General features: G+C 35.5%; 24 protein-coding genes. 11 read left to right on the plus strand and 13 right to left on the minus strand.

The window, feature by feature from the left end; all coding sequences use genetic code 11:
• Nucleotides 1–245: 245 nt before the first annotated feature.
• The 5 genes from A2290_03720 to A2290_03740 all read right to left on the minus strand — a co-directional run bounded on the left by A2290_03720 (nucleotide 246) and on the right by A2290_03740 (nucleotide 2,641).
• The gene (locus tag A2290_03720; GenBank protein OGC15481.1) at nucleotides 246–533 is read right to left on the minus strand and encodes a hypothetical protein; all 288 of its coding nucleotides are present in this window, start codon (nucleotides 531–533) and stop codon (nucleotides 246–248) included.
• A gap of 118 nt (nucleotides 534–651) precedes the next feature.
• The gene (locus A2290_03725) at nucleotides 652–1,434 is read right to left on the minus strand and encodes a tRNA pseudouridine(38-40) synthase TruA (protein OGC15482.1); all 783 of its coding nucleotides are present in this window, start codon (nucleotides 1,432–1,434) and stop codon (nucleotides 652–654) included.
• Nucleotides 1,435–1,446: 12 nt separating this feature from the next.
• On the minus strand, nucleotides 1,447–1,863 hold the full coding sequence (locus A2290_03730) for a putative toxin-antitoxin system toxin component, PIN family (GenBank protein OGC15483.1): 417 nt from the start codon (nucleotides 1,861–1,863) through the stop codon (nucleotides 1,447–1,449).
• Complete coding sequence (locus A2290_03735; GenBank protein OGC15484.1) at nucleotides 1,844–2,080, minus strand: hypothetical protein; 237 nt, start codon at nucleotides 2,078–2,080, stop codon at nucleotides 1,844–1,846. Before A2290_03735 ends, A2290_03730 begins: the two co-directional genes overlap by 20 nt.
• 234 nt (nucleotides 2,081–2,314) lie before the next feature.
• The gene (locus A2290_03740) at nucleotides 2,315–2,641 is read right to left on the minus strand and encodes a thioredoxin (GenBank protein OGC15485.1); all 327 of its coding nucleotides are present in this window, start codon (nucleotides 2,639–2,641) and stop codon (nucleotides 2,315–2,317) included.
• Nucleotides 2,642–2,692: 51 nt separating this feature from the next.
• On the opposite strand from A2290_03740, the gene A2290_03745 reads away from it, so the two are divergent.
• Genes A2290_03745 through A2290_03755 form a run of 3 tightly spaced genes read left to right on the plus strand, consistent with a single transcriptional unit; the run spans nucleotide 2,693 to nucleotide 6,437 of the window.
• Nucleotides 2,693–3,511: a hypothetical protein gene (locus A2290_03745; GenBank protein OGC15486.1), complete on the plus strand. Its 819-nt coding sequence runs from the start codon at nucleotides 2,693–2,695 to the stop codon at nucleotides 3,509–3,511.
• Between the two features lie 54 nt (nucleotides 3,512–3,565).
• Nucleotides 3,566–4,003, plus strand: coding sequence for a ribosomal-protein-alanine N-acetyltransferase (locus A2290_03750; protein OGC15487.1), 438 nt, complete (start codon nucleotides 3,566–3,568; stop codon nucleotides 4,001–4,003).
• Nucleotides 3,996–6,437: a hypothetical protein gene (locus A2290_03755; GenBank protein ID OGC15488.1), complete on the plus strand. Its 2,442-nt coding sequence runs from the start codon at nucleotides 3,996–3,998 to the stop codon at nucleotides 6,435–6,437. Before A2290_03750 ends, A2290_03755 begins: the two co-directional genes overlap by 8 nt.
• Here the strand turns inward: A2290_03755 and A2290_03760 are convergent.
• Together A2290_03760 and A2290_03765 are read right to left on the minus strand one after the other, a co-directional pair.
• Nucleotides 6,434–7,573, minus strand: coding sequence for a hypothetical protein (locus tag A2290_03760; GenBank protein ID OGC15489.1), 1,140 nt, complete (start codon nucleotides 7,571–7,573; stop codon nucleotides 6,434–6,436). The two genes, A2290_03755 and A2290_03760, sit on opposite strands and share 4 nt — an antisense overlap.
• Nucleotides 7,574–7,773: 200 nt before the next feature.
• Nucleotides 7,774–9,042: a hypothetical protein gene (locus A2290_03765; GenBank protein ID OGC15490.1), complete on the minus strand. Its 1,269-nt coding sequence runs from the start codon at nucleotides 9,040–9,042 to the stop codon at nucleotides 7,774–7,776.
• A gap of 254 nt (nucleotides 9,043–9,296) precedes the next feature.
• Between A2290_03765 and A2290_03770 the strand changes: the two genes are divergently transcribed.
• The 4 genes from A2290_03770 to A2290_03785 all read left to right on the plus strand — a co-directional run bounded on the left by A2290_03770 (nucleotide 9,297) and on the right by A2290_03785 (nucleotide 13,571).
• Complete coding sequence (locus A2290_03770; GenBank protein ID OGC15491.1) at nucleotides 9,297–10,613, plus strand: hypothetical protein; 1,317 nt, start codon at nucleotides 9,297–9,299, stop codon at nucleotides 10,611–10,613.
• Between the two features lie 72 nt (nucleotides 10,614–10,685).
• Nucleotides 10,686–11,669 carry a hypothetical protein gene (locus tag A2290_03775; protein OGC15492.1) on the plus strand — a complete coding sequence of 328 codons (984 nt, stop codon included), beginning with the start codon at nucleotides 10,686–10,688 and terminating at the stop codon, nucleotides 11,667–11,669.
• Entirely contained in the window at nucleotides 11,662–12,369 is a 708-nt protein-coding gene (locus A2290_03780; GenBank protein OGC15493.1) for a macrolide ABC transporter ATP-binding protein, read from the plus strand. Before A2290_03775 ends, A2290_03780 begins: the two co-directional genes overlap by 8 nt.
• Nucleotides 12,366–13,571: a hypothetical protein gene (locus A2290_03785; GenBank protein ID OGC15494.1), complete on the plus strand. Its 1,206-nt coding sequence runs from the start codon at nucleotides 12,366–12,368 to the stop codon at nucleotides 13,569–13,571. Before A2290_03780 ends, A2290_03785 begins: the two co-directional genes overlap by 4 nt.
• 9 nt (nucleotides 13,572–13,580) lie before the next feature.
• Here the strand turns inward: A2290_03785 and A2290_03790 are convergent, their stop codons facing one another.
• Nucleotides 13,581–14,075, minus strand: a complete 495-nt coding sequence (locus tag A2290_03790) for a hypothetical protein (GenBank protein OGC15495.1) — start codon at nucleotides 14,073–14,075, stop codon at nucleotides 13,581–13,583.
• A gap of 148 nt (nucleotides 14,076–14,223) precedes the next feature.
• The gene (locus tag A2290_03795) at nucleotides 14,224–15,084 is read right to left on the minus strand and encodes a hypothetical protein (protein OGC15496.1); all 861 of its coding nucleotides are present in this window, start codon (nucleotides 15,082–15,084) and stop codon (nucleotides 14,224–14,226) included.
• A 161-nt stretch (nucleotides 15,085–15,245) separates the two neighbouring features.
• Here A2290_03795 and A2290_03800 point away from each other — a divergent pair, with 161 nt between their 5' ends.
• The 3 genes from A2290_03800 to A2290_03810 are packed head-to-tail and all read left to right on the plus strand — an operon-like array spanning nucleotide 15,246 to nucleotide 18,015.
• Nucleotides 15,246–15,803 carry an elongation factor P gene (locus tag A2290_03800; GenBank protein ID OGC15497.1) on the plus strand — a complete coding sequence of 186 codons (558 nt, stop codon included), beginning with the start codon at nucleotides 15,246–15,248 and terminating at the stop codon, nucleotides 15,801–15,803.
• Nucleotides 15,804–15,823: 20 nt separating this feature from the next.
• Nucleotides 15,824–16,282 carry an acetyl-CoA carboxylase, biotin carboxyl carrier protein gene (locus A2290_03805; GenBank protein OGC15498.1) on the plus strand — a complete coding sequence of 153 codons (459 nt, stop codon included), beginning with the start codon at nucleotides 15,824–15,826 and terminating at the stop codon, nucleotides 16,280–16,282.
• Nucleotides 16,279–18,015, plus strand: coding sequence for a single-stranded-DNA-specific exonuclease RecJ (locus A2290_03810; protein OGC15499.1), 1,737 nt, complete (start codon nucleotides 16,279–16,281; stop codon nucleotides 18,013–18,015). Before A2290_03805 ends, A2290_03810 begins: the two co-directional genes overlap by 4 nt.
• Here the strand turns inward: A2290_03810 and A2290_03815 are convergent.
• Together A2290_03815 and A2290_03820 are read right to left on the minus strand one after the other, a co-directional pair.
• Nucleotides 17,976–19,814: a glutamine--fructose-6-phosphate aminotransferase gene (locus A2290_03815; GenBank protein ID OGC15500.1), complete on the minus strand. Its 1,839-nt coding sequence runs from the start codon at nucleotides 19,812–19,814 to the stop codon at nucleotides 17,976–17,978. The two genes, A2290_03810 and A2290_03815, sit on opposite strands and share 40 nt — an antisense overlap.
• A gap of 13 nt (nucleotides 19,815–19,827) precedes the next feature.
• The gene (locus A2290_03820) at nucleotides 19,828–21,168 is read right to left on the minus strand and encodes a hypothetical protein (GenBank protein OGC15501.1); all 1,341 of its coding nucleotides are present in this window, start codon (nucleotides 21,166–21,168) and stop codon (nucleotides 19,828–19,830) included.
• A 179-nt stretch (nucleotides 21,169–21,347) separates the two neighbouring features.
• On the opposite strand from A2290_03820, the gene A2290_03825 reads away from it, so the two are divergent.
• Entirely contained in the window at nucleotides 21,348–21,698 is a 351-nt protein-coding gene (locus A2290_03825; protein OGC15502.1) for a hypothetical protein, read from the plus strand.
• Between the two features lie 6 nt (nucleotides 21,699–21,704).
• On the opposite strand, the gene A2290_03830 is transcribed toward A2290_03825, so the two are convergent.
• Nucleotides 21,705–22,580: a riboflavin biosynthesis protein RibF gene (locus tag A2290_03830; GenBank protein OGC15503.1), complete on the minus strand. Its 876-nt coding sequence runs from the start codon at nucleotides 22,578–22,580 to the stop codon at nucleotides 21,705–21,707.
• A gap of 12 nt (nucleotides 22,581–22,592) precedes the next feature.
• Entirely contained in the window at nucleotides 22,593–23,744 is a 1,152-nt protein-coding gene (locus A2290_03835) for a hypothetical protein (protein OGC15504.1), read from the minus strand.
• Nucleotides 23,745–23,818 lie beyond the last annotated feature (74 nt).

Genomic DNA, 23,818 nt, shown 5'->3' on the forward strand with positions numbered 1-23,818 from the left:
AAAATAACTGCAACATCAATAAAAAACCAAAAATGCAATGAAGCAATAAATTTAGAAACAATCATCCCGATTAAAACAAATAAAGCAACTAGAATCAGCAAATATCCCATAAATTTTTCTCTTTTCATGAAAAATAGCTTCCTTAGCCTATATCAGGGTTAAGCTTCCCCAATCCCCAGCCTAAAAAACTGCCCAAGATAAAAGTCATGACAACAATTGGAGGGGTAGAATCGAAAGAAACTATTTTACTCATGTGAGCCAACTTCAAAAGCTTCACCAAGCTTTTTACTGAAATCCTTCCCAAGCAACCACTCTCCTGCTTTCTGCCAAACTTTACATTCTGCTCTTTTTAAGCCCGTTGGTTCTTGATCACAAGAATATTCAATTTCAGTTGGTTGCACGCCACTATCTCCAGTGCTTTTATTTTTTTCCGGCTCGCTTTTCTTAGTGTCAGCAGTCGCATTTTCTGCGCATGGCATATAAGGATACCAATTAAATTTGAAGTCAAAAATCGAGTTACTATTTAGTCTCACAAAAATCACCCCTTATGAATTAGGATTCTATCAATTAATTCTTCGAAATACTAGGATCATAATTGCATGTTTTAATGAAAGAAGCTACAACATAGAACGTTACCTCTTCTTCCCTATTTCAAAAAGAGACCTTCACCAGACACAATCCCTCCCCCGGCGCACATCTCCCTGCGTATTTCCTGCTCTTTTTAGCGATTATCTTTTTAATATCTGACGGGTCTCTCTTGCCAAGCCCCACTTCAACCAAAGTCCCCACAATATTACGGATCATTTTGTACAAAAAGCCATCTCCTTTAAATTTCAGGCTGATGACCGGGATAGAACAACCGTCCCATAAATTTATCTTTTTGTTTGAAATTGAAACTTTATATATAGTCCTTACAAAATCAGCCTCTTTAAGCTTTTTTCCTCGAAGATATAAATTAGACCGTGAAGCGCAAAAAGATTTAAAGTTGTGCCGCCCTTTAAAAAATCCAGCCCCATTTTTCATTGCTTTTAGGTCAAGTTTCTGGTGGAGATGCCAAATGTAATGCCTGAAAAACGGAGGAAGCACTTTTCCGTTAAAAATAAGATATTGATACTCTTTGGATTTAACCAGATGACGAATTTTCCCCTCTTTTTTCATCTCTTTTGAATCTATCGCCCTGATATCAGGAGGGAGAAATGTGTTTAAAACATGCGCGATTTTTTGTACAGGCATTTTGTGGTCGACAGAAAAAGAGACGATTTGAGAAATCGCGTGAACGCATGCATCGGTGCGAGAAACAGCTTCAACATCAATTTCTTTACCAAATATCTTTGATAATGCGGTCTTTATTTCTCCACGAACAGAACGTTTGCCAGGCTGAAGTTCATACCCTGAAAAAGAAGAGCCATCGTATTGGATAGTAAGTTTTATCATTTTAAAAAAAGCTTAAATAAATTTTAGAAATTCCGACAGCGACACAATTTTAATTGTCTTATAATATTTAATATCCAACAGATGTGAATCACCTGAAACAAGATATCCTGCCCCACCCTCTACCGCGCATTCTATTATTTTGTTGTCAGATAAATCTTGTTTAACAATATCTATTTTAATATTAGGATAAACAATTTTAGAAATCCTTCGTATCTCTGAAACAACATCAAGCGCCATTTTTTTTGAAAACTTAAACTTTGTCTGTAAAATTCTTGCAAACTCCAAAAGAATATGAGAGGAAACAACTAAGTTTATCCTGCCTTGCCTGCAAAGATCAAAGAGTTCAAATGGGATACCCCCAAAAATCAATGCGGAGATAAAAACATTTGTATCAAGAACAACTGTTAGTTTATTTTTTTCTAAAGTCATGAACAATTTTCTCTATATCTTTTTCACTTATTTTATTTTGCATAACAATTTTTCTTCCGTATCGAGAAGCTCTTTCCCATTTTATCTTCCCTATAAAATCTGCAACAGCCTGCCTAAAAAGCTCGCTTTTTGAAAGTTTTTCCTCCTTTGCGATCTCATTAACCTCTTTCAGTGTTTCATAGGGTAATGATAAAGTTAAAATTCTTCGATTAGCCATATAAGCACCTCCAAATACTCACCTGTATTACATTGTAATACAAAATATCTAAAACTGTCAAGACCTTTGTAAGAATCTTAACAGGTATGGGCAATCTACGACCCCGATTATTCATACCGTAAGTAATGTTTGACAATTTGTTGGTTATTGATTCTAACGTGAACCCCGATTTCCTAATCGGTGTAAAGTACTCTGCAAATTTCATAAAGGAAAAAAGACAATAAAACAATCTTTTTAAATATTCTTATTTAGCCATTCTTCAAGTGTTGCCTGAGGGATAAAACCAACTTTATTTGACACCATCTTCCCATCTTTAAAAATAAAAAGGGATGGAATTCCGCTAACTCCCAACTGAGCCGCCATCTCTTGATTTTCATCTGTATTTATTTTTACAAACTTCACCTTGGCTTCTAATTTTGCTGCGGCCTTCTCCAAAACAGGCCCTAACATCTGGCAAGGGCCACACCATGGAGCCCAAAAATCGACCAAGACGGGAACCTGAGACTGTGCCACTTCCACATTAAATTCGCTATCATTTATATGCTTTATAATGTCACTCATTTTTTCTCCTCCTTGTATATATTTTGCCTATGGTATAATTATATAATATAAATGACGCCACTTATAGTAATATGTTTTTTTACGGCAATCATACATTTAGCAGAAACATCTGCCTCTTGTTTGAGGCTTGCAGGAATCAGAACACGACATATTGCAACTTCTTTATCCTTTGTTAATGCCACGTTGCTAATTGCGCGTCTCTCAAACATGTTCCAGGCCCCTTTTCTCGGCGGAATGGTTGACACGGCAATTTTAAACAAAAACACTGATGTATTATTTTACAACTTCAGAATGATAATCTTTGCCGCTTTTATAGGCAACCTCATAGGCGCGGTCTTGTCCCCGTTTTTTATTGCCCTATATACACGGGCAATCGATAAATTTGAAAAAACAGGTTCTCTCCCAAAGATGATTATTCAAAATTTATGGCCAAGAAAAATCTGGAGTTTTATTAAATTATTCAAATTTCCGACAAAAAGATCTTTCAGGGAAATATCTTTAAAAAACATCCCTAAAGCATTTTTAATATTTAACGCTATTATGGTCTCGATTTACGCTATAGGCGTTTTAGCGTCAATGCTTGCGGGAGCCATGGTCCCGGAATATCGCGTCACCGCAACACAACTTTCCGCGATTGTAAACGGCATTGCAACAATTCTTCTGACAATAATGGTTGACCCGACAGCAGCGTTAATTACCGATCAGGCGGCACGAGGCAAACGACCGGAATCAGATGTCAGATCAATGGTCTTTTATATCATATTGGGCAGAGTTATTGGAACCCTCATTATTTCCCAACTTCTCCTCTTCCCTTCAGCACATTATATAAAAACTGTAACTTTATTTGTAAAAACAATGTTCGGCAACTAAAATTTCACCTCATCATAATCACACAAAACAGAAAAAATGATATAATAAAAATCTGTGATTATACGAAAAGCAGAAAAAAAAGACTTTGAAACAATTTTGGATATTGAAAATAAATCATTTAAAAAGCCATGGTCAAAATCTCAGATAGAATCAGCTCTAAAAAATATCTATGTTTTGACAGATAGTAATACCATAAAAGGATTTATCTGTTTCGAGGCTGTAAAAAATGAAGGCCATATTTTACATATGGCAGTGAGTCCTTCATACAGAGGAAAAGGGTTCGGAGAAAAAATGATGGAAGAAATCCTCAAATCACCATGCGATCTGTTCTTTTTAGAGGTAAGAGAAGGAAATATAGCAGCCCAAAATTTGTATAAAAAATTCGGGTTTGAAATAATATCAAAACGTAAGAATTATTATCAAGACAATAATGAAAACGCGTTAGTAATGAAATATACTAAACAGCAAAAATCAGGGGATAGCAATGAGTAAATTTACAGAAATAGTAGGGAAAAATGTACTGATAATAGATGGGGCAATGGGATCTCTGCTCATGGAGGGAGGGATAAAACCCGAAGAAGGCTTTGATATCCAAAACATAAAAAATCCGGAATTAATAAAATCCATTCATAAAAAATATGTGGATGCGGGAGCTGACATAATAGAAACAAATACTTTTGGCGCAAACAGACTAAAACTAAAAGACTACAAATTAGAAGATAAAGTTCTAGAAATAAATAAAGCGGGAGTTATGCTCGCGAAAGAAATAGCCGGCAACGAAGTATTTGTTTGCGGGTCAATAGGTCCCCTTGGCAAATTATTAGAGCCTTTGGGGGAAATATCTTTTGATTTAGCTTCAGAAGTTTTTTCCGAACAGGCAAAAGCCATGGAAGACGCCGGAGCTGATTGTCTCTGCATTGAAACAATTTCTGATCTACAAGAGATGCGAGCGGCTATAATCGGAATAAAAGAAAAAACAAAATTGCCAATAATAGCCAGCATGACATACGATGAAAACGGAACTACAATATTTGGCACTCCGCCTGAAGCAGCTGTAGTAGTCCTTGAATCCTTAGGAGTAGATGTTATTTCAATTAATTGTTCATCAGGACCAGCAGGTATACTCCCCATAGCACAAAAAATCTTAAGCGAAAGCAAGAAGCCTGTAATGGTAATGCCAAACGCGGGAATGCCGGTAATAGAAAACGATAAAACCATTTATAAAATGACTCCTGATGAATTTTCAGAATACTCCAAAAAATTTTTCCAAATGGGAATTGCAATCATCGGCGGATGTTGCGGAACAACTCCCGAACATATCTCATCAATAAGACAAAAAATACCGCGCGCAACAAAATTAAAAAAAGAAAAGATTTTTTTAGTCGCCCCCTTCCGAACAAGGTTTGCAAGTAGGTCAAAAGTCGTCGAATTAAACCCAAACAAGCTTTTAACGATTGGAGAAAGAATAAACCCAACAGGAAGAAAACCATTAAGAGAAGATATAAAATCAAAAGAATTTATTCTTATAAGAGAAGAAGCCGTTTCTCAAACCAAAAATCTCGCAGATCTTCTAGATGTAAATATCAGCATTCCAGAAGGAGACGACACTAACAACATGAAAGAGGCGGTGAGTATTGTTCAAAAAGCTGTTCCAACCCCACTTTCAATTGATTCTCCAAGCCCAAGCGGGATAGAAAGTGGACTTAAAGAATTCTGCGGAAAAGCCATGTTAAATTCGGTTAATGCAAAAACTGAAAGCCTAGAAAAAATGTTGCCCCTAGCGAAAAAATATGGAGCTGCAATTATCGGATTAACCTTAGATGAAAAAGGAATTCCTTCAAATCATGAAGAAAGAGTAGAAATTGCGGGAAAGATAGTTAGAAAAGCTCTAAAAATTGGAATACCAAAAGAAGATATTTTTATTGATAATTTAGTGATAACAGCAGGCGTAGGATTAAATGCTTCACTTGAAACATTAAAAGCAATCCCTATTATCAAAGAAAAATATGGAGTTAAAACATCTTTAGGAATAAGCAATATATCTCACGGGCTTCCAAACCGCAGCAAAATAAATGCCATATTCCTCCAATTGGCAATTTTATACGGGTTAGATGCGGCAATTATAGACTTAAATGACCCTGAAATAAGAAAAACAGCAGAGCGGAAACTTGCCTTTATAGGAGACAAAGAAAAAAAGAAAAAAAATCTTATCATAAAACTAAAATCAGAAATAGAAAATTCCCATAAACACAAAAACCATCAAAATATCATAAAAAAAACAAAAGATATAAAATTTAAGAACTTAAAAAATATTAAAGATGCTGTTTTGGATGGCGATTTAAAGCTCATGAAAATTCTAGTTCAGGATGCTTTAGCAAAGAAAGTTGACCCACAAAAAATAATAGATGAAGCTTTGACTTCCGCGATGGAAGAAGTGGGAGATCTGTTTAGCCGGAAAATTTATTTTCTTCCTCAGGTGTTATCCTCCGCAGAGACTATGACCGTCGGATTTAATCTGTGCAAAGAAAAAATTCCAAAAGAAAACAAAAAAAATATAGGAAAAATACTGATTGCAACTGTCCATGGAGATATCCATGATATAGGCAAAAATATCGTAAAAATGCTTCTGGAAAACCACGGTTTTATTGTAATAGATATGGGCAAAGATGTCGCAACAGATAAAATAATAGAGACAGCAAAAAAAGAAAAGCCAAATGCAATAGCTCTTTCTGCCCTGCTTACCACAACAATGCTTGAAATGAAGAATATTACCATGAAATTAAAAGCGGAAGGGCTTAATATCCCCGTTATAATCGGCGGCGCCGTTGTTACAGACGATTATGCGGAAAGAATAAATGCTTCATATGGAGCAGATGCCGCCCAAGCTGTTAAACTTGCCAAAAACATTATTGAAAAAGCGCACTAGGCAGCTTCTCTTTCCATGATCATTCTTTTCCTGACATAATATCCGTTATCTATATGCTTTTTTCTAAGCCAAACTTCTATATTATTACAAAAAGTCGCCAATCCCATCCGTTTATCAGGATCTCTTTTTAATAAACCCTGCAAAACACTCAACACAAAATCATTTTGCGCTTCAGAATAGACCCCGTTCCTATAAGAAAGGGCCTCTTTTTCTCTGCCGAACATTTCAGCGACAATCATTCCCAAGCCAAAAACATCCATGCTTTTTTTAATAACAACATTCCCTTTTCCGTCAGACATCATAAGTTCAGGGGCTGCGTAATTGGGAGAAAACTGAAAATCCTCGGAGAATCGCTCTTCCCGAGTAATAAGCGATCCCTCCTTGCGGGCTTCGCCAAAGTCAATAATTCTTACATATCCTTCCGGCGTTACCATTATGTTTTCAACCTTTATATCCGCGTGTACAATTCCTGCGGAATGAATTTTTTCCAATTCCTCAGCCACCCTCGCAACAACAAACCATTTTTGCATCTCTGTTAAATGCCCGTTTTCTAAAAGAGTAGAAAGATTAACTCCCTCAACAAAACGGGTAGTAATACTGTTTTCGCTTGATGAAACAAACAAATCACTTATCCCCAGGGACATGAGTTTTCTTAATGCCCACGATTCTCGGGCAATCTGCTTAATATTAGACAGATTCTCGCAATCAACCTCTTTTACAAAACAATCAGTCTTTCTTACTTTAACCCGCTTAAGAATAACCGATTTCGAGGAAACAGTCATATGCCCTCTTGATGATAAAAAAGCAACTTCAAATCCGACTCCCGCCTGAAGATTCTCCTCTATCAAAGTAGGATTCTTAATAAAATTTCTTTTGAAAATCTTTGTCTGCTCAAGAGGACTTGCAACTACTGCTTCAAATTTTATATTAGCTTTGGCAATGTCGGCAAAAAAACAAAAAGCCCTGCCAAGCCACGAAAAAAGGACATTAAAAACGGAAACTTCTGTTCTTTTGTACGTCTGCACTGGTAGATTTAAAATTACATTTGCATTAACTCGAAGATTCTGCTTTCCCATTTTTCCCTTTGCAACAAAACACCCTGAACTACTTGCAAAAGATGTTATAGGTATTGTCATCTCTTATTTCCGCCTTTCATAAAAGCCTATCATTATAAGGTGTTCTCTATATTATTTTCGTAAATTTTAAAAATAAATTTCAATAGCATATTTGTCTAATTTTTTTATAAAGCTCTTTCACTTTGTAAGAAATTTGACTCATTTATCAGACTTGCAATAGAATCTATATTCACCCCGATTATTCACGGTGATATCAGGAATCAACCCCGATTATCATTATCGAGGCTTAAAATTCCTCCTAATAATTGGGGTGAATAATCTGGGTTCAATCTATTTCTCTTGGCCAAATCTATTGCATAATCTAATAGGCTGGGGAAAAGACCTAAAGAAGAAACGCTTTGAAGAATTCCGGCAATCTCCTTTTTCAGATCGTCTCTATCATCAAAAATCAAACAGCTCAATATTTTCTTACCTGTCAGCTCTAATTTTCTATACTTTTCAGAAATATCAAACCCATAAACAACCATATTTTTAGCAATAAGCACCATACAAGCAAATCGATCATCCAGATTAGGAATGTTTTCGGCAAACTTCCAGTTCTTATCAAACAAATTCTTTGTATTTTCGATATTTAACTTCATATCAGATACTGTTAATGTAAGTAAATTGACCGCAGCTCCCCTATTTATCTCTTTATCCTTCATTGCTAAATTTAAAGCTTCATCCAAAACAACAACAATATCTTCCTGCCTAGCTCTGATACTATCCATAAATTTAGCAAAATCACAAAATCTAAGAATTCTACTAGCGCTTTTTTTGAGATCTCTTGCTAAGTTTAAACCATTATTAACAAAATCAGTCATATCTATCCCTTTGTTAACCATGCTTTCACCAAAAGACAACATGTAAACTAAAATCTTTTCTTTAAATCCCTCATTTATATTCCCCAGAGAAGAACATGTAGCAGCCTCTTTCGCAAAACCTGCTAATGCATCAAATTTGCTCTCATCATCAATCTCTTTATTACTTAAAAAATCCATGAAAGAGTCTAATAAGTTAGAATCTAATAATGCAAAAAGCCCTTTATCCTTCAAAAAATACATGGCAGACTCAAAAAGATCCGCAGAAAACATCTTCTTTAAAACTAACAATATAGACTTTCTAGCAATATCCTTATTTTCAATCCTTCCTGTTTCTTCCAACGCCCTTTCAAAAACAGCCAAGACGATTCTTTTGTTAACTCCTTTTTCTAACATTTTCGCAGCAACATCTGAAAGCATAAAGACTCGATCTTCAACTCGTGAAAAACAAACAATATCGTTTATTTCTTCTATAAAACAAGCAATTATAGGGGTAAGTTCCTGCAAAGAACCAAATTCAAAGTGAAAACGATCAGTATTGTTTTTCCTTTTTAAACTCTCGCCTGCAACAATGCTTTTATCGTCCTTCTTAGAAGAAACCCCATCTCTTTTCACACTTTTTAAAACAAGAAACTCATTATCCGAAGCTTTTGATATAGGTCCTAACATCTAATTAACTCCTTATCCATAAACATTTCAAGCAAAAATAAAAGCCCTCAAAGACTTCAACAGAAATGCCTCTGAGGGCTTTTAGCCTGCCATTCAAATTTAGAACAACAAGAAATACTTATATCATAAATAAAAAAAAATACAAGGGGGATTTTAATCCCATTTCATCAAGAATAAAATCAAGAAAAAAAGCTTTTTAAATGTTATAATATCATATTCAAAAAGATTATAATTAAAAGTTTGGAGAACTAATTATGAAAAAACTTATAGGTTTTATATTAATTTTATTTTTTTCATCCTCCGCGTTTGCTTTAAATTTAAAAGAAAGTATAAAAATTGCAACGGATAAAAATCCATCTGTTATAACTGCAAGAAAAGTTTTAGAAGCTGCTTCAGGCCAAGCATTTCAAGCTATGGGAGCCTTTTTCCCAAATATAAAAATTGAAGCGTCAACAGGTCAAATTTATTCAAAACCATATCAGATGGTTTTTACAACCAACGTAGGGGGAATTCCTGCAACTCAATCTTTTATCGCAGGAGTCGACGAACAAATACCTGTAAGAAAATTAGGTTTTTCGCTTGTACAACCTTTTTTTACAGGAGGGAAACTCACCTCACAGCTAAGATTAGCGCAAAACAACTACGAAATTACTCTTGAAGAACTTAACAAAACAATTCTTTCTGTAAGTTTTGATACAACAGTTGCATATTATGGATTAATAAGGGCGGTAAAGCTAGTCCAACTATCAGAGCAAGCATACAATATGGCAAAAAATCATCTAGAAAAAGCCAAAACCATGTTTTCTACAGGGATTTCCACGAAATCAGATGTCCTGCGTGCGGAAGTTCAAAACATTAATGCTGAAATAACATTATCAAAAGCTAAAAACAGCCTGATAATTGCCCAGAATTCGTTAAACAGCGCTTTAGGCTATCCGTTTGATCATAGACTGGAAGTAGAATATGCAGACCTTTCAAACGAAATTTCCCTTATCCCGCCTTATGAAAATATATTGGAAGCTGCTTATGAAAACAGACCAGAATGGAAAGAATTCCTATTAACCAAAAAGACTGCGCACGACAACCTTGAAATTGCAAAGTCAGATTTATTCCCATCAGTTTTTGCCATAGGGACATATAACTCGGATTACACACAATATCCAAGTTATTTCACAGATGTGAACTCATGGTCAGCGCTTATTTCTGCGTCCTGGAATATCCTTGATATGACACTTCCTGGCAAAATACAAAAAGCATCGGCAGATTTAGACGCGCAAAGAGCAAATGAAAATTCCGTAAAAAATAGTATAGCATTAGAAACACGAAATGCCTTTTCAGAGCTTAAATCCACAAAAGAAACAATTCAAAGCACTGAAAAAGCATTAAAAATAGCAGAAGAAAACTATAAAGTAGCAAATATTAGGTACTCGGCAGGAGTAGGAATAAACCTTCAGGTTATTGACGCAGAAGTAGCTCTTACTCAGGCACGCATTGACAACTTAGATGCACAAGTTAATTTACAAATAGCAAAAGCCAAGTTAAACAAACTTGTTGGAAAAGAAATTATTTGATCTTTAATCTGAAATATTAAAATAAACAGTAATCTTGAAATTATAAATTTAATAACAAAATAGGGGGTAAAAATGTTTAAGAATAAAAAGCTTCTCATAATTCTCGGTCTTTTAATAATATTGGGCTTATTTTTCTTTTTATTTTCACAACAAGGAAAAAAAATAAAAATTCAAACAGACTTTGCAAAAATAGGAAAGATTGCTTCTTATATATCAACTCCAGGCGTAATCACAGCTAATATGGCTGAATTAGGATCAAGCCTTGGGGGAAGAGTAATAAGAATATATGTAAAAGAGGGTGACCAGGTAAAATCAGGGAAAATTCTGGCAACACTTGATGCTTATGAACAAGCACATCTTGACTATGAAAGCACAAAAGAACTTTTTGAACAAGGTTTTGCGTCAGAACAACAATTACAAAATGCAAAAACAATGATGGAAAACAAAAGAATAGTCACTCCAATTGATGGAGTGGTAACATACGTTAAAATAAATGAAGGTGAAATAGTCCCTCCAGGCATACCCGTAATATCGGTAATAGATTTATCAAAACAATGGATAGAAATCCAGATAGATGAAGCAGATATAGCCAACGCAAGGGTCGCTCAAGAAGTTAAAATATTTTCTGAAGCCTATCCAAATGATGAGTTTATAGGAAAGATAACCTGGATAAATTACAAGGCTGAATTAAAAAAAACGTCCGGAATTATCAAGCCGGATGAAGAAAATAAAATTTTTCGGGCAAAAGTTGCGCTTCCCGAAAATGCGACAGGCAAATTCCGTCCAGGAATGTCTGTTAATGTAGATATGCTTATAGAAGAAAAACCTAACGCTTTAATTATTCCCCGCTCTGCCGTCGCTCAAAATAAAAGGCGTGAAATAGTAGCTTACATAATAAGAGGCAACAAAGCTTTTCAAATACCAATTGAAATAGGAGTCAAAGATTCTTCAAATGTAGAAATTTCAAAAGGGCTCAAAGAAGGAGACGAAATTGCAATATCCAATGTACTTGAATTAGAAAACGGAATAAATGTAAAAATCATAAATAATGAATAAAGGTCATACCCTTCAAATAGAAAATATAAAAAAAATTTATACACTGGGGGAAGTAGACGTTCCTGCACTCAATGGAGTATCTATCAACATAGACAAGGGTGAATTTGTTTCAATTATGGGCCCATCAGGCTGTGGAAAATCAACCCTTATGAATATGATAGGCTGCCTGGACAAACCGACATCAGGCAAAATCATCTTAGACAATATAAACACAGAAAATCTTAATGATGATGAATTGGCAAAAGTCAGAAACGAAAAAATAGGATTTGTCTTTCAAATGTTTAATTTACTTCCGAGGCTTACCGCAATAGAAAACATAGAATTGCCAATGATCTATGCCGGAAAGAACAACGAAGAAAGAATAAAACATTCAAAAAAAATTCTAGAAGATGTCGGACTAAAAGACAGAGCAAATCATTATCCTAAAGAAATGTCTGGAGGTCAAATGCAAAGAGTCGCCATCGCAAGAGCACTTATTAACAACCCTGCCATAATATTGGCAGATGAACCAACTGGAAATCTAGACAGCAAAAGCAGTGTGGAAATAATAAAAATACTTCAAAACTTAAATAATCAGGGGACAACAATCATCCTTGTAACACATGAACCGGATATAGCCTCCTATACAAAAAGAAAAATTGTACTAAAAGATGGTTTGCTTTTAGAAGATCAAAAACTCAACCAAATAAACATCTTATGAAAATTATAGAAAACATAAAAATGGCTTTGAAAGCTTTGGGATCAAACAAAGTAAGAACCTTTCTTACCATGCTCGGGGTCATTATTGGAGTTTTTGCGGTTATCGTGCTTGTGAGCATGGGAGAAGGAGCAAAAGCCTATGTACATGCAAGTATTGCAAGTTTTGGAGAAGGAACCAATTATCTTGAAGTTAGAGCATGGCAGGAAGGTGAAGGGCCTTTTGGAACTTTGAGTATGCTTGATTCAACCCTCACCTATAAGGACGCTGTTACAATTAAAGAAAAATCAAAATACTTAAAATACATAGATCCAAGAATCATAAGAAAGGGAGAAGTAAGTTACGGAAGACTAACAAGAAAAATCCCTTTTGTTTTTGGCGTCTCTCCGGATTATATATATGTTTTCACCCATCCTGTAAAGGAAGGCAGATTTCTTGCAATCGCAGATGTAGTTGATGAAAGAAAAGTAATGGTAATAGGTCCCACTGTTGCACAAAAATTGTTTGGCGGATTATCTCCTATAGGAGAAAGAATAAAGCTTAAAGGCTATTTTTTTACTATAATTGGAGTTTTTACAAACAAAGGAACACTGGTGGGTTTTGACTATGATGACATAGTTGCCATTCCAATAACAACAGCACAAGACATATATAATTCCAATAACTTGATAGAAATTGGGATGGCAGCAAAAAGCGAAAAAGACATAGAAAAATTAAAGCAAGAAGTAGAAGATATATTGCTTCTTCGCCATGGAAAAAAAGATTTCCGTGTTGATACACAGGAAGAATCAATGGATCTTTTAAGTAACATCCTAGGCATTTTAACAGGTGTAGTCGGAGGAATTGCAGCTATATCACTTATTGTCGGCGGTATCGGCATTATGAACATAATGCTCGTATCCGTAACAGAAAGGACAAGAGAAATTGGGATTCGCAAAGCAATCGGAGCAAAAAAGAATGATATCTTTATACAGTTTGTGGTTGAAGCCACAGTTATAAGTTTTATAGGCGGTTTAATAGGAATAATACTGGGAATTGTTGTCTCTTTATTAATTATGTATTTTCTAAGTCTTCCCCTTGCAGTTTCAATGTGGTCTATAGTGCTTGCGTGTACAGTCTCTATAATAATAGGTGTCTTTTCAGGTGTCTATCCTGCGATAAGAGCCGGCAATCTGAATCCTGTTGAAGCATTAAGATATGAATAAAGCCTCATGCTATTTATCAAGCTGAGAATCTATAAAGTTTTTAAGTGTTATTTCAAGCTTATCGTCAAAATCTACAAAAATACTTGCAATATTGCCCTCCTTATCAATAACAAACGTAGTAGGCAAAATAAGTATTGCATATTTATTTATCGATACTAAGTTTTTATCTATAAGAATTTCAAATTCAATGTTTTCATCTTTCACAAATTTTTCTAGTGTATCAAATTTCCTGTCAAAAGAGATGGCAAAAATCTTCAATCCACTATTTTTATACTCATGATATATTCTATTTAAAACTTTAATTTCTTCATCACAAGATTTACTCCAAGAAGCAAAAAAAGTTAAAATTGTAATATTATTTTCAGAATTAGGAAAATTAATAATTTTACCGTTCAAATTAGTTAAAGAAATTTTAGGAGGTGAATTTCCCACGGAAGGGATAGCCAGCAAACTGGAAGAAAACAAAAAAAACAAAAAAATGACAATAAAAAACAAAACCCGCATAGTATTGTAATCTTAGGGAAATAGCAACAAAAAGTCAAGGGCCTTGACAGGCCGTGAAACATAACTTAAAACATAAGCCTTAAAAGCTTGATGGTTTGGTTAGTTATTAACCCCGATTTCCTAATCGGTAGGGGTGAATAATCGGGATTCATTTCGAATAATTGGCAAGACTACAACTTTTATCCCTAACAATCTTTGCTCTCTCAATTTCTTTTTTTATAAATTCAATGTCCCCGTTTTTTATAAATTTTTCAAGAAGAAAAAGAGATGCTTTAAAAGCTTTTATCATTTTCAAAACAGCCTTTTTATTGGTTACAAACATATCAATCCCCAAAACAGGATCCCCCGAAGCTATCCTTGTGGTATCAAAAAATCCCGAAGCTGCACATTTAAACATAAGCTCTTTTTCAACCTCACCCCCTACCGCATTTACAAGAGCAACAGCAACGGCAAGGGGCATATGACTTATTGCCGCAACTACAAGATCATGCGTTTTGGGACTGAGCCTTGAAATTTGAGCGCCTGTCACCTTTATTAACTCTTCTATAGCAAGAGTGGCTTTTTTGTCAGACTTTAAAGTCTCAGTCAATATCCACCTTTTATTGTAAAATAAAGAGGCCTCCGCCTCTTCAAATTTGACCTTCTCTTTTCCTGCCATAGGATGTCCACCAACAAAAAAAATCCCCTTAGGCATCATCTTTTCGGCACAGGAGACTATTTCCTGCTTTGTAGATCCGACATCAGAAACGACAGCCCCCTCTTTTAAATGCGGAATAGCTTCTGTTAATATTGGAATAATAAGATTTATGGGGGTACATATAAAGACAAAATCAGCAGCCGCAACATCTTTTATCTTGCAAGACCCCTGATCGATAGCCCCCCTCTCCTTTGCCTCAAGAAGGGTCTCTTCTCTCCTTGCGATACCTATAACATAAAAACCAGCTTTTTTAAAAGCTAAAGCCAACGATCCCCCGATTAATCCCAATCCTATTATTGCGATCTTCTTCATTAAGGTATTTTACAATAAATCTGAACCAAAAAACAATGAAATTTAACATTTGAAAAACAAATTGCAAAAACCCTCTATAAATAGTAATATTATAAAATAATCATGTTTTCATTAGACATTGCCTGCCCATCCGGCAGAAGGATGAAATTGGTCATTAAATTATGTCAGTATCTATAACAGAAATAAGGGCCGGTAATACGTTTGAATACAAAGGGGAACTTTTTAAGTGTGTTGAATATAACCACATAAAATGGGCCCAACAAGCAAGGATTCGCCTTAAGATGAAAAATCTTCGCACGGGAGCCGTAATAGAAGATACTTTTAATGTGGGCGAAAAACTGGAAAAGGTTCACATTGAATATCGCCCCATGCAATATCTGTATAACGACGGTGAAAAGTATAATTTTATGGATCAAGAAAATTTCAACCAAATAGAACTTACAAAAGAACAGATGGGGGGATCAGCGCACTTTATAAAAGAAGGTTTTATTGTAAATATCGCTTTTTACGAAGCAGAGCCGCTAGAAGTAAACCTTCCAACCTCTGTAGATTTAAAGGTAACAGACACGGCTCCGGAATTTAAAGGCAATACTGTCTCAGGCGGAAAACCCGCAACAGTAGAAACAGGGTATACCGTTCCGTCTGTTCCATTCTTTACAAAAGTTGGAGATATCATAAAAGTTGATACAAGAGACGGAAAATATTTAGGAAGAGCATAATTCTTTCAGGAGGAAAAACAATGGTAGATTTCGAATTATTAAAAAAGCTCATCGAAATAGTAAAAAACGAAGATATTTCCGGAATTACTATAGAAGATAAAGGAACAAAATACGAGATAAGGCGTGAACGAGGAGGTTTAGTCATTCCAACTGCAACAGCATCTGAAACAACAGTAAATGCTAAAAATATTACATCCGATACCATCAAAAAAGAAGATGAAAAAAATGCAGAAGAAGATTTAATCGCAATAACATCTCCAATGGTCGGTACTTTTTACGCCGCTCCATCACCTGACTCACCCCCTTTTGTAAAGGTCGGAGATCATGTATCTACGGGAAAAGTTGTCTGTATAATTGAAGCCATGAAACTTTTTAACGAGATAGAATCTGAGATTTCAGGAACAGTATTCAAAATTCTGACAGAAAACGGAAAACCCGTGGAATACGGTCAAAAATTGATGCTAATCAAAAAAGGATGAAAAGGTGGAACTTCTTTCCCCAAGAAGCTGAAACAAGCTACATCCTGTCAAAAGAGCTGAATGTATCCCCAATTCTTGCTCAAATCTTAATAAACAGAAAAATAACAGATTCACAAAACGCCATGGAGTTTTTATCCCCCACCTTAATGAATCTAAAAGATCCTTTTGATATTCCAAACATAAAAAAAGGGGTGGAAAGAGTCGTTTTAGCTAAAACAAGAGGAGAAAAAGTCGTTGTCTATGGAGACTATGATGTTGATGGCGTAACAGGAACCGCGATATTAATAGAAACTCTAAAGCATATAGGAATAACTCCATCATATTATATCCCACATCGTTATGAAGAAGGTTATTCTTTAAATATCAATGCAATAAAAAAATTAAAAGATGAAAAAGCAAACCTTATAATAACTGTAGACTGCGGAATTTCAAGTATCACAGAAGTAAAAGAGGCAAATGCCATAGGAATAGAAATTATCATAACAGATCACCATAATGTTCCTCAACAAATACCAAATGCTTATGCAGTTATAAATCCCAAAATGATAGAAAAAAACCATCCAAGTCGTGATCTTTCGGGTGCGGGAGTCGCTTTTAAATTTGCCTGGGCGCTCTTAAGAATTATGGGAGAGACTAAAAGTGATTTTTTAACACAGTTATTGGATTTAGCCGCGCTAGGAACAATAGCTGATGTTGTCCCTCTAACAAACGAAAACAGAATAATCGCAAAAAAAGGATTATCTATACTAAGAGAAAGAAAAAGAATAGGAACAAAAATTTTAGCTGATGTATCAGGATTGAAGCCGGAAATTTCTATAAGAGATGTAAATTTTGGTTTGGCCCCAAGGCTAAATGCCGCAGGAAGGCTTAAACACGCTTCTCTTGCAGTAAATTTACTAATATCAAAAACAATAGCAGAAGCAGAAACTTTAGCAAAAGAGCTAAATAAAGCAAACCTAAAAAGACAAGGGATAGGAGATTTAATGAACAATGAAATTCTTCAAAAAATAAAAAACAACAATTTAGAATCAGAAAAAATCATCGTTGTTTCAGGTGAAAGTTGGCATCCAGGAGTTATTGGAATCACCGCATCAAAAATTGTCGACAAATATTATAGACCTGTTATATTAATAAGCGTAAACCAAGGGACAGGAAGAGGATCTGCAAGGTCTATCGACAATTTTAATATATTTAAATTATTAGAATCATGTAAAGAGCTTTTTGTGGATTTTGGTGGACATGAAGCTGCCGCAGGTTTTGTAATTCTTCCAGAAAACATTCCTATATTAAAAGATAAAATTTATAAAGAGGTCTTTAACTTAAAAATAGAATATGATCCAAAAATAAATATTGAAACAACAATTCTCCCGGAACAAATAACTTTAAGTTTAATAGAAGAGCTAAAATTGTTGGGTCCCCATGGTCAGGCAAATCCAATCCCTGTTTTTTCAAGCCACAACCTCAAAATTAGAGAGGGTAAAGTTGTAGGAAGCAATGAAAATCATTTAAAGCTAAAACTTTCAAACGGAAAAACAAATCTTGAAGCAATAGGCTTTGGTTTCGGAAAGATGAAAGAGACCATAGACTTTAATTTATCACATGATTTTGCCTACTTACTGGAATCAAACGAATGGAACGGAATAGAATCTGCTCAGCTTAATCTGGTAGATGTAAAACACTCAAACCAAACATCTTATTCAACTGTAACAGATTTAGCCAGATTTCTAGGCTGATCAACATGACAACCCCGTTTAACAGCTATATAATAAGCCAGTAATTGCAAAGGAACAACAGCAAGAATAGAAGATAAAGCTTCAGTTGTTACAGGAACAGGAATAACCTCATCGGCTTTTTCTGTTGCATCCTGATCTCCCTCTGAAACAACAGAAATTACTTTTCCTCCACGAGCTTTAACCTCTTCAATATTTCCCAAAACCTTCTCATATCGCCGGCCCTGAAGAGCCAAAACAATAACAGGCATATTTTTATCAATTAAAGCTATAGGGCCATGTTTCATTTCTGCTGCAGGATATCCTTCCGCATGAACATAGGATATCTCTTTTAATTTCAATGCCCCTTCCAAAGCAACAGGGAAACCTTTGCCACGACCTAAAAACAAAACGTTATTAGCCTTATAAAACCTGCCAGCAATTTTCTCTATATCTTTTTCTTTGAGGAGAACTCTCTCAAGTTTATCAGGAATCTCAATAAGATCAGAAATCATTTTTTTAACTTCACTTAAAGGAATAGTCTTCTTTTTTTTTGCAAGAAATAACGTAAATAAATAAATAATTGTTAATTGGGTGGTAAAAGCCTTTGTAGAAGCAACTCCTATTTCCGGACCCGCATACGTATAGATTACTCCATGAGATTCTCTTGCAATACTTGAACCAACAACATTGCAAATGCTTATAACTTTTGCCCCTTGAGCCTTTGCTTCCCAAATCGCTCCCAGCGTGTCTGCGGTCTCTCCAGATTGAGAAATTGCTATCACCAGGGTATTTTCATCAACAATAGGATGCCTGTATCTAAACTCTGCGGCATATTCAACCTCAGCAGGAATTTTTATAAACTGTTCAATTAAATATTCGCCGATTAATCCGGCATGCCATGAGGTTCCGCAAGCAGTAAATACAACTCTATTTATTTTTCGCGCCTCTTCTTCTGTGAAGTTTAGTTCATCAAAATGAATAAAAGAAGACTCAATTTTCACACGGCCACAAACGGTATCTCTAATGGCTTTCGGTTGCTCATGAATTTCTTTAAGCATAAAGTGAGCGTATCCACCCTTTTCCGCGGATTCCGGATCCCAAGAAACGAGGGTGATCTCTTTTTTTACTTCATCACCTTTTAAAGATTGAATTTTTATGTCATATCCGGTAAGAGTCGCAATTTCAAGATCATTTAAATATATAATTTGACCTGTATACTTAAGCATTGCAGGGATATCAGAAGAGACAAAAGCTTCTCCTTCTTTAACCCCTATAATCAAAGGACTTCCTTTTCTTGCAACAACTATTTTATTTGGCTCCTTTTGAGATATAACAGCAATAGCATAGGAGCCTGTTATTTCATTAAGAGTTTTTCTAATGGCATCTTCAAGCGATATCCCTTTTTTGCTTAAGTGTTTTTCAATTAAATGGGCTATAACTTCAGTATCGGTGGTTGAAGTAAAATGATGTCCTTCTTCGGAAAGGGTTCGTCTAATTTGAAGATAATTTTCAACTATTCCATTATGAACAACGGCAAGAGTCCCCTTACAATCAGAATGCGGATGGCTATTTTCATCAGAAGGCCTACCATGTGTCGCCCACCGTGTATGACCTATCCCTATTTTCCCTCCGATAGGTTTCTTTCTGAGCTCTTCTTCAAGTTGGTCGATTTTACCAAGACATTTTGTAGAAAAAAGACGACCATTATCAATAGTTGCAATGCCTGCTGAATCATAACCGCGATATTCAAGCTTTTTTAGTCCTGAAACTAAAAAGGGTATCGCTTCTCTAGTCCCTATGTATCCAAAAATTCCACACATGAAAACTCCTAGGTTACTGACCTTGACTCAAAACAGCTTCCATTTCACTTTTTGCAAGGTCTAGTTGTTTCTGAACTTCTTCTTTATTTATTTCTTTTTCGTTACCTGTAACATAATCCCAAAGAATACCAAAACGACGGGTAAGGATCGGTTCAAGCATCCCCCAGGCAGGTATACAAGGATACGCCCTACCATACAAAATAGACTCTTTAAAGATTTTGCGAGCCGGATCAACAGAAAAATACGGATGATCAAATACTTTTTTATAAGCCGGAAGAAACCCACAAGCTTTAGTATAGGCAAGTTGAGCATTGGTATCACTTGTTAGATATTTTACAACTTTCCATGCCGCCTCTTTATTTTTAGACGCTTTAAATATTGCAAGATTACTCCCTCCAACAAAAGTAAACCTGCCATTTCCTCCTTTAGGATATGGAAGTACTCCAAAATTTCTTGCAGTCACAGAGTCAGAAGCGCCTCCCTGGGACGGAGGAGTTGTTAATGTTTTTACTTCATATGGGCCGTCAAAATATACAGCAACAGAACCATTATTAAAATGTGAACTTACTTGTGCAGTATTAAATTCAAGAAATTCTTTAGGAACCAGTCCTGTTTTAAATAAATTCACATAAAAAGTTACCCCTTCCAATGCTTGAGAAGTATTAATAATCGAAGTTGTTAAATCTTTAGCCAAGAAATCACCACCTGCACCCCAAATCCAGGGAGAAAGATTATGCACAACATTCCAATCATTTTTTCCTGGCATTCCAAACGGAGCAATTTCAAGCCCTTCTATAGTAAGGTTTGCATCCTTTATCTTTTGTAATGATTCTTTAAAAGAATTCCATGTGTCAAAATCTTTAGGCGTAAGCCCAACTTTTTTTAAGACATCGGTACGATAATATAAAGCTCGCGCATCAACAATCCAAGGGATTGCAGTTGTTTTACCGCTTCCAAGAATTCCACTAGTTGCCCATGCTGCAGGGACAAAAGCATCTTTGCCCCCAAGCTCAGAAACTTTATCGCTAACTTCCCACAAAGCTCCCATTCCGGAAATAGAACCGACCCAAGTCGAACCCAATTGAACTATATCAGGAGTATCGCCAGAAGTTGCTGCAGTTGTTATCTTTGTCCAGGCAGCTCCCCAATCAAGAACTGTAACATTAACCTTTATTTTTGGATTGGCATCTTCAAAAGATTTTAAAACTTCTCTTATATCGTTTGCTGGCTCAAGAGAATTAGGCATCATCCACATTTTAACGGTAACAATATCATCCTTCTTGCTAGAATTATCACAAGAAACCAACGCAAAAGAAAAAAGGCAAAGAAAAAATAAAACTATAAATTTACGCATACTAATCTCCTTTTCATTATACAAAACACACCCCTAATAGTATTAACCCCAATATTTTATGATTATATCATTTACTAGAAAGGCATTCAATCAATAGCTTAGCATTTGCCCCTCACACATGGAATGCCCGGCAGCTCCGCCGCTTGACTTTAAAATCTAAAAAGCTATATAATTAACTAGTGTTTAAAAACTTAACAGATTTTGCATATAAAAGAACTGCAATTGAAGCCTTAGGATTTTATTTGGCTTATCTTGTTCTAATCATTGTTGCAAGCATAGTAGGAGGCTCTATAATGGGCTTATTAGGAATAATAGACACAAAAACAGCCTTTAACTTAGGCACTATATTGGCAATAGTTGCATCTCTTACAATCTCTTTTGCAATTATTAAAAGAAAAAACCACATGGACAACTTTAGCTACATCTTGCTCGCGCTGCTATCAGGAATATTAGCTTTGATCGGAGAGTCAATCTTAGGTTTAATCCCCGCAGCAATTCTAACAACAAGATCAGAAAAGACTTCACAATAAAAACAATCAAAATTTAAAATTTAAGCAATCTTCAATGTCTTTAAGTACTTGTTCTCTTAATAAATTACTGTTTGGAAATTTAATTTCATTTCTAAGACGCTTAAATAAATGAATTTCTAAGATTTTACCATACAAATCCCCATGAAATTTTGGGATAAAAACTTCAACAGAGGGAATATTTATTCCAAATGTCGGACAAATACCAATATTTACAAGGCAAGGTCTGTGCCATACGATACCGATATAAACCCCATGCACAGGAATCAATTTATCTGTATCAATCAATAAATTTGCAGTCGGGAATCCTAATTTTCTTCCTTTTCCGCTCCCTTTTACTACTCTTCCGCTTAAGTTATAAGGATGCCCTAACAAAGTAAGCGCTTTTCTAAAACGACCATTATCTAAAAGTTCACGGATAAAACTTGATTTTATAACAGCTTCGTCCGTTTTAAAAGGCTTGACCATTTTTACGATAAACCCATACTTTTCTCCAAATCTTCTCAGCTCTTTTACTCTTCCGCACCTGTTTTTTCCGAAAGAATAATCATATCCTACAAAAACAATAGCGCCTTTCAACTCACAAACAATATGTTTTTCTATAAATTCTTCACATTCAAGCTCTCGAAGTCTTTTATTAAATTTAAGAACCTTAACTTCGTCAACACCTAACTTTTTTATCATAGCTATTCGTTCTTCAAGTGTTGTCAAAAGTTTAATTTTATTTTTACCAAAAATAAATTGTTGTGGATGAGGATCAAAAGTTGTCGCAAAACATCTTAGTTGATTGCGCTTTGCATAAGAGACCGCATCTTTTATAATTCTTTGATGCCCAAGGTGTACCCCGTCAAAAGTCCCAAGAATTACTACATTCTTAGAGGACATTGTGGTATAAAATTACAACAGCCCCATAGCTGCTTTAACACCAGCTCCAAAATCAGTCTTTGCGCCAAGACGCTTAAATAAAACCTCAAGCGCCGCAAAAGCTGATATAATATCAAGCGAATCAACATACCCTAAATGCCCAAGTCTAAAGATTTTACCTTTAAGTTCCGATTGACCAGGCGCCACTTCAATATTAAAATCTTCTCGCATAAGTTTTCTTACCTCTTCACCGTCAATCCCATCCGGTGGATAAATTGCAGTCACGGCGGGAGAAGCGCAGGAATCATCAGCCAAAAGCTTTAATCCAAGCGCTTTGGATGCTGTACGCACAAGATCACGGTTTTCTCCATGCCTTGCAAATACATTTTCGCGTCCCTCTTCCCTTAGCATTGTAAGGCCTTCTCTCATGCCAAAAATCAATGATTCAGGCGGAGTTGTATAAGTATGTCCTTTAGGAGCTTGTTCTTTCATAAGTCCAAAATCAAAATAATGTTTTGAACACTTAGATGTTTCATAAGCTTTCCATGCCCGCTTAGAAATAGAAACAGCAGCAACCCCAGGTGGCACCATAAAAGCTTTTTGAGACCCGGAAACAACAACATCAAGTTCCCAATTATCGGTCTGTAAAGGGGCAGCCATCATGCCAGATACAGCATCTACAATTATCAAAGCATCACCTTGTACATTGCGTACTGTTTTTGCTAAAAGCTCTACATCATTTATAACTCCCGTAGATGTTTCATTTTGTTGCATAAAAACAGCTTTAACCTGCTCTTTTTTAAGCTCGTTTTTTAAAGTTTCGGCGTCTGCAGCCCTTCCTCTTTCAAACTTTACATCTTTTACATCAACACCATAAGCTCTACAAATTTTAACAAAGCGAGACCCAAAATTCCCAATATTTAAGACAATAACCTTATCTCCGGGAGACAAAGTATTTACAACTGCAACTTCCATTCCGCCGGTTCCCGAACAAGGATAAACAAAAATATCATTTTTTGTTTCATATGCCCAGCGAAGAAGTTCCATCACATCTTTCATAACAGCAGAAAAAAGGGGCCCACGATGGCCAATCATACCTCTATTCATGGCAGCAAGGACTCTTTCCGGAATAGGGGTTGGACCAGGAATCATAAGGCTATATTTTATCTGCTTTCTTTTTGACATAATATATACTCCTTTACTTATTTAAAGAATCAGAGGCGAGCATTTTAATTCTCGCCTCTGATTTATAACTTAAA

The sequence above is a fragment of the candidate division WOR-1 bacterium RIFOXYB2_FULL_36_35 genome, assembly GCA_001771505.1.
Classification (GTDB): Bacteria; Margulisbacteria; WOR-1; order XYC2-FULL-46-14; family XYC2-FULL-37-10; genus XYB2-FULL-36-35.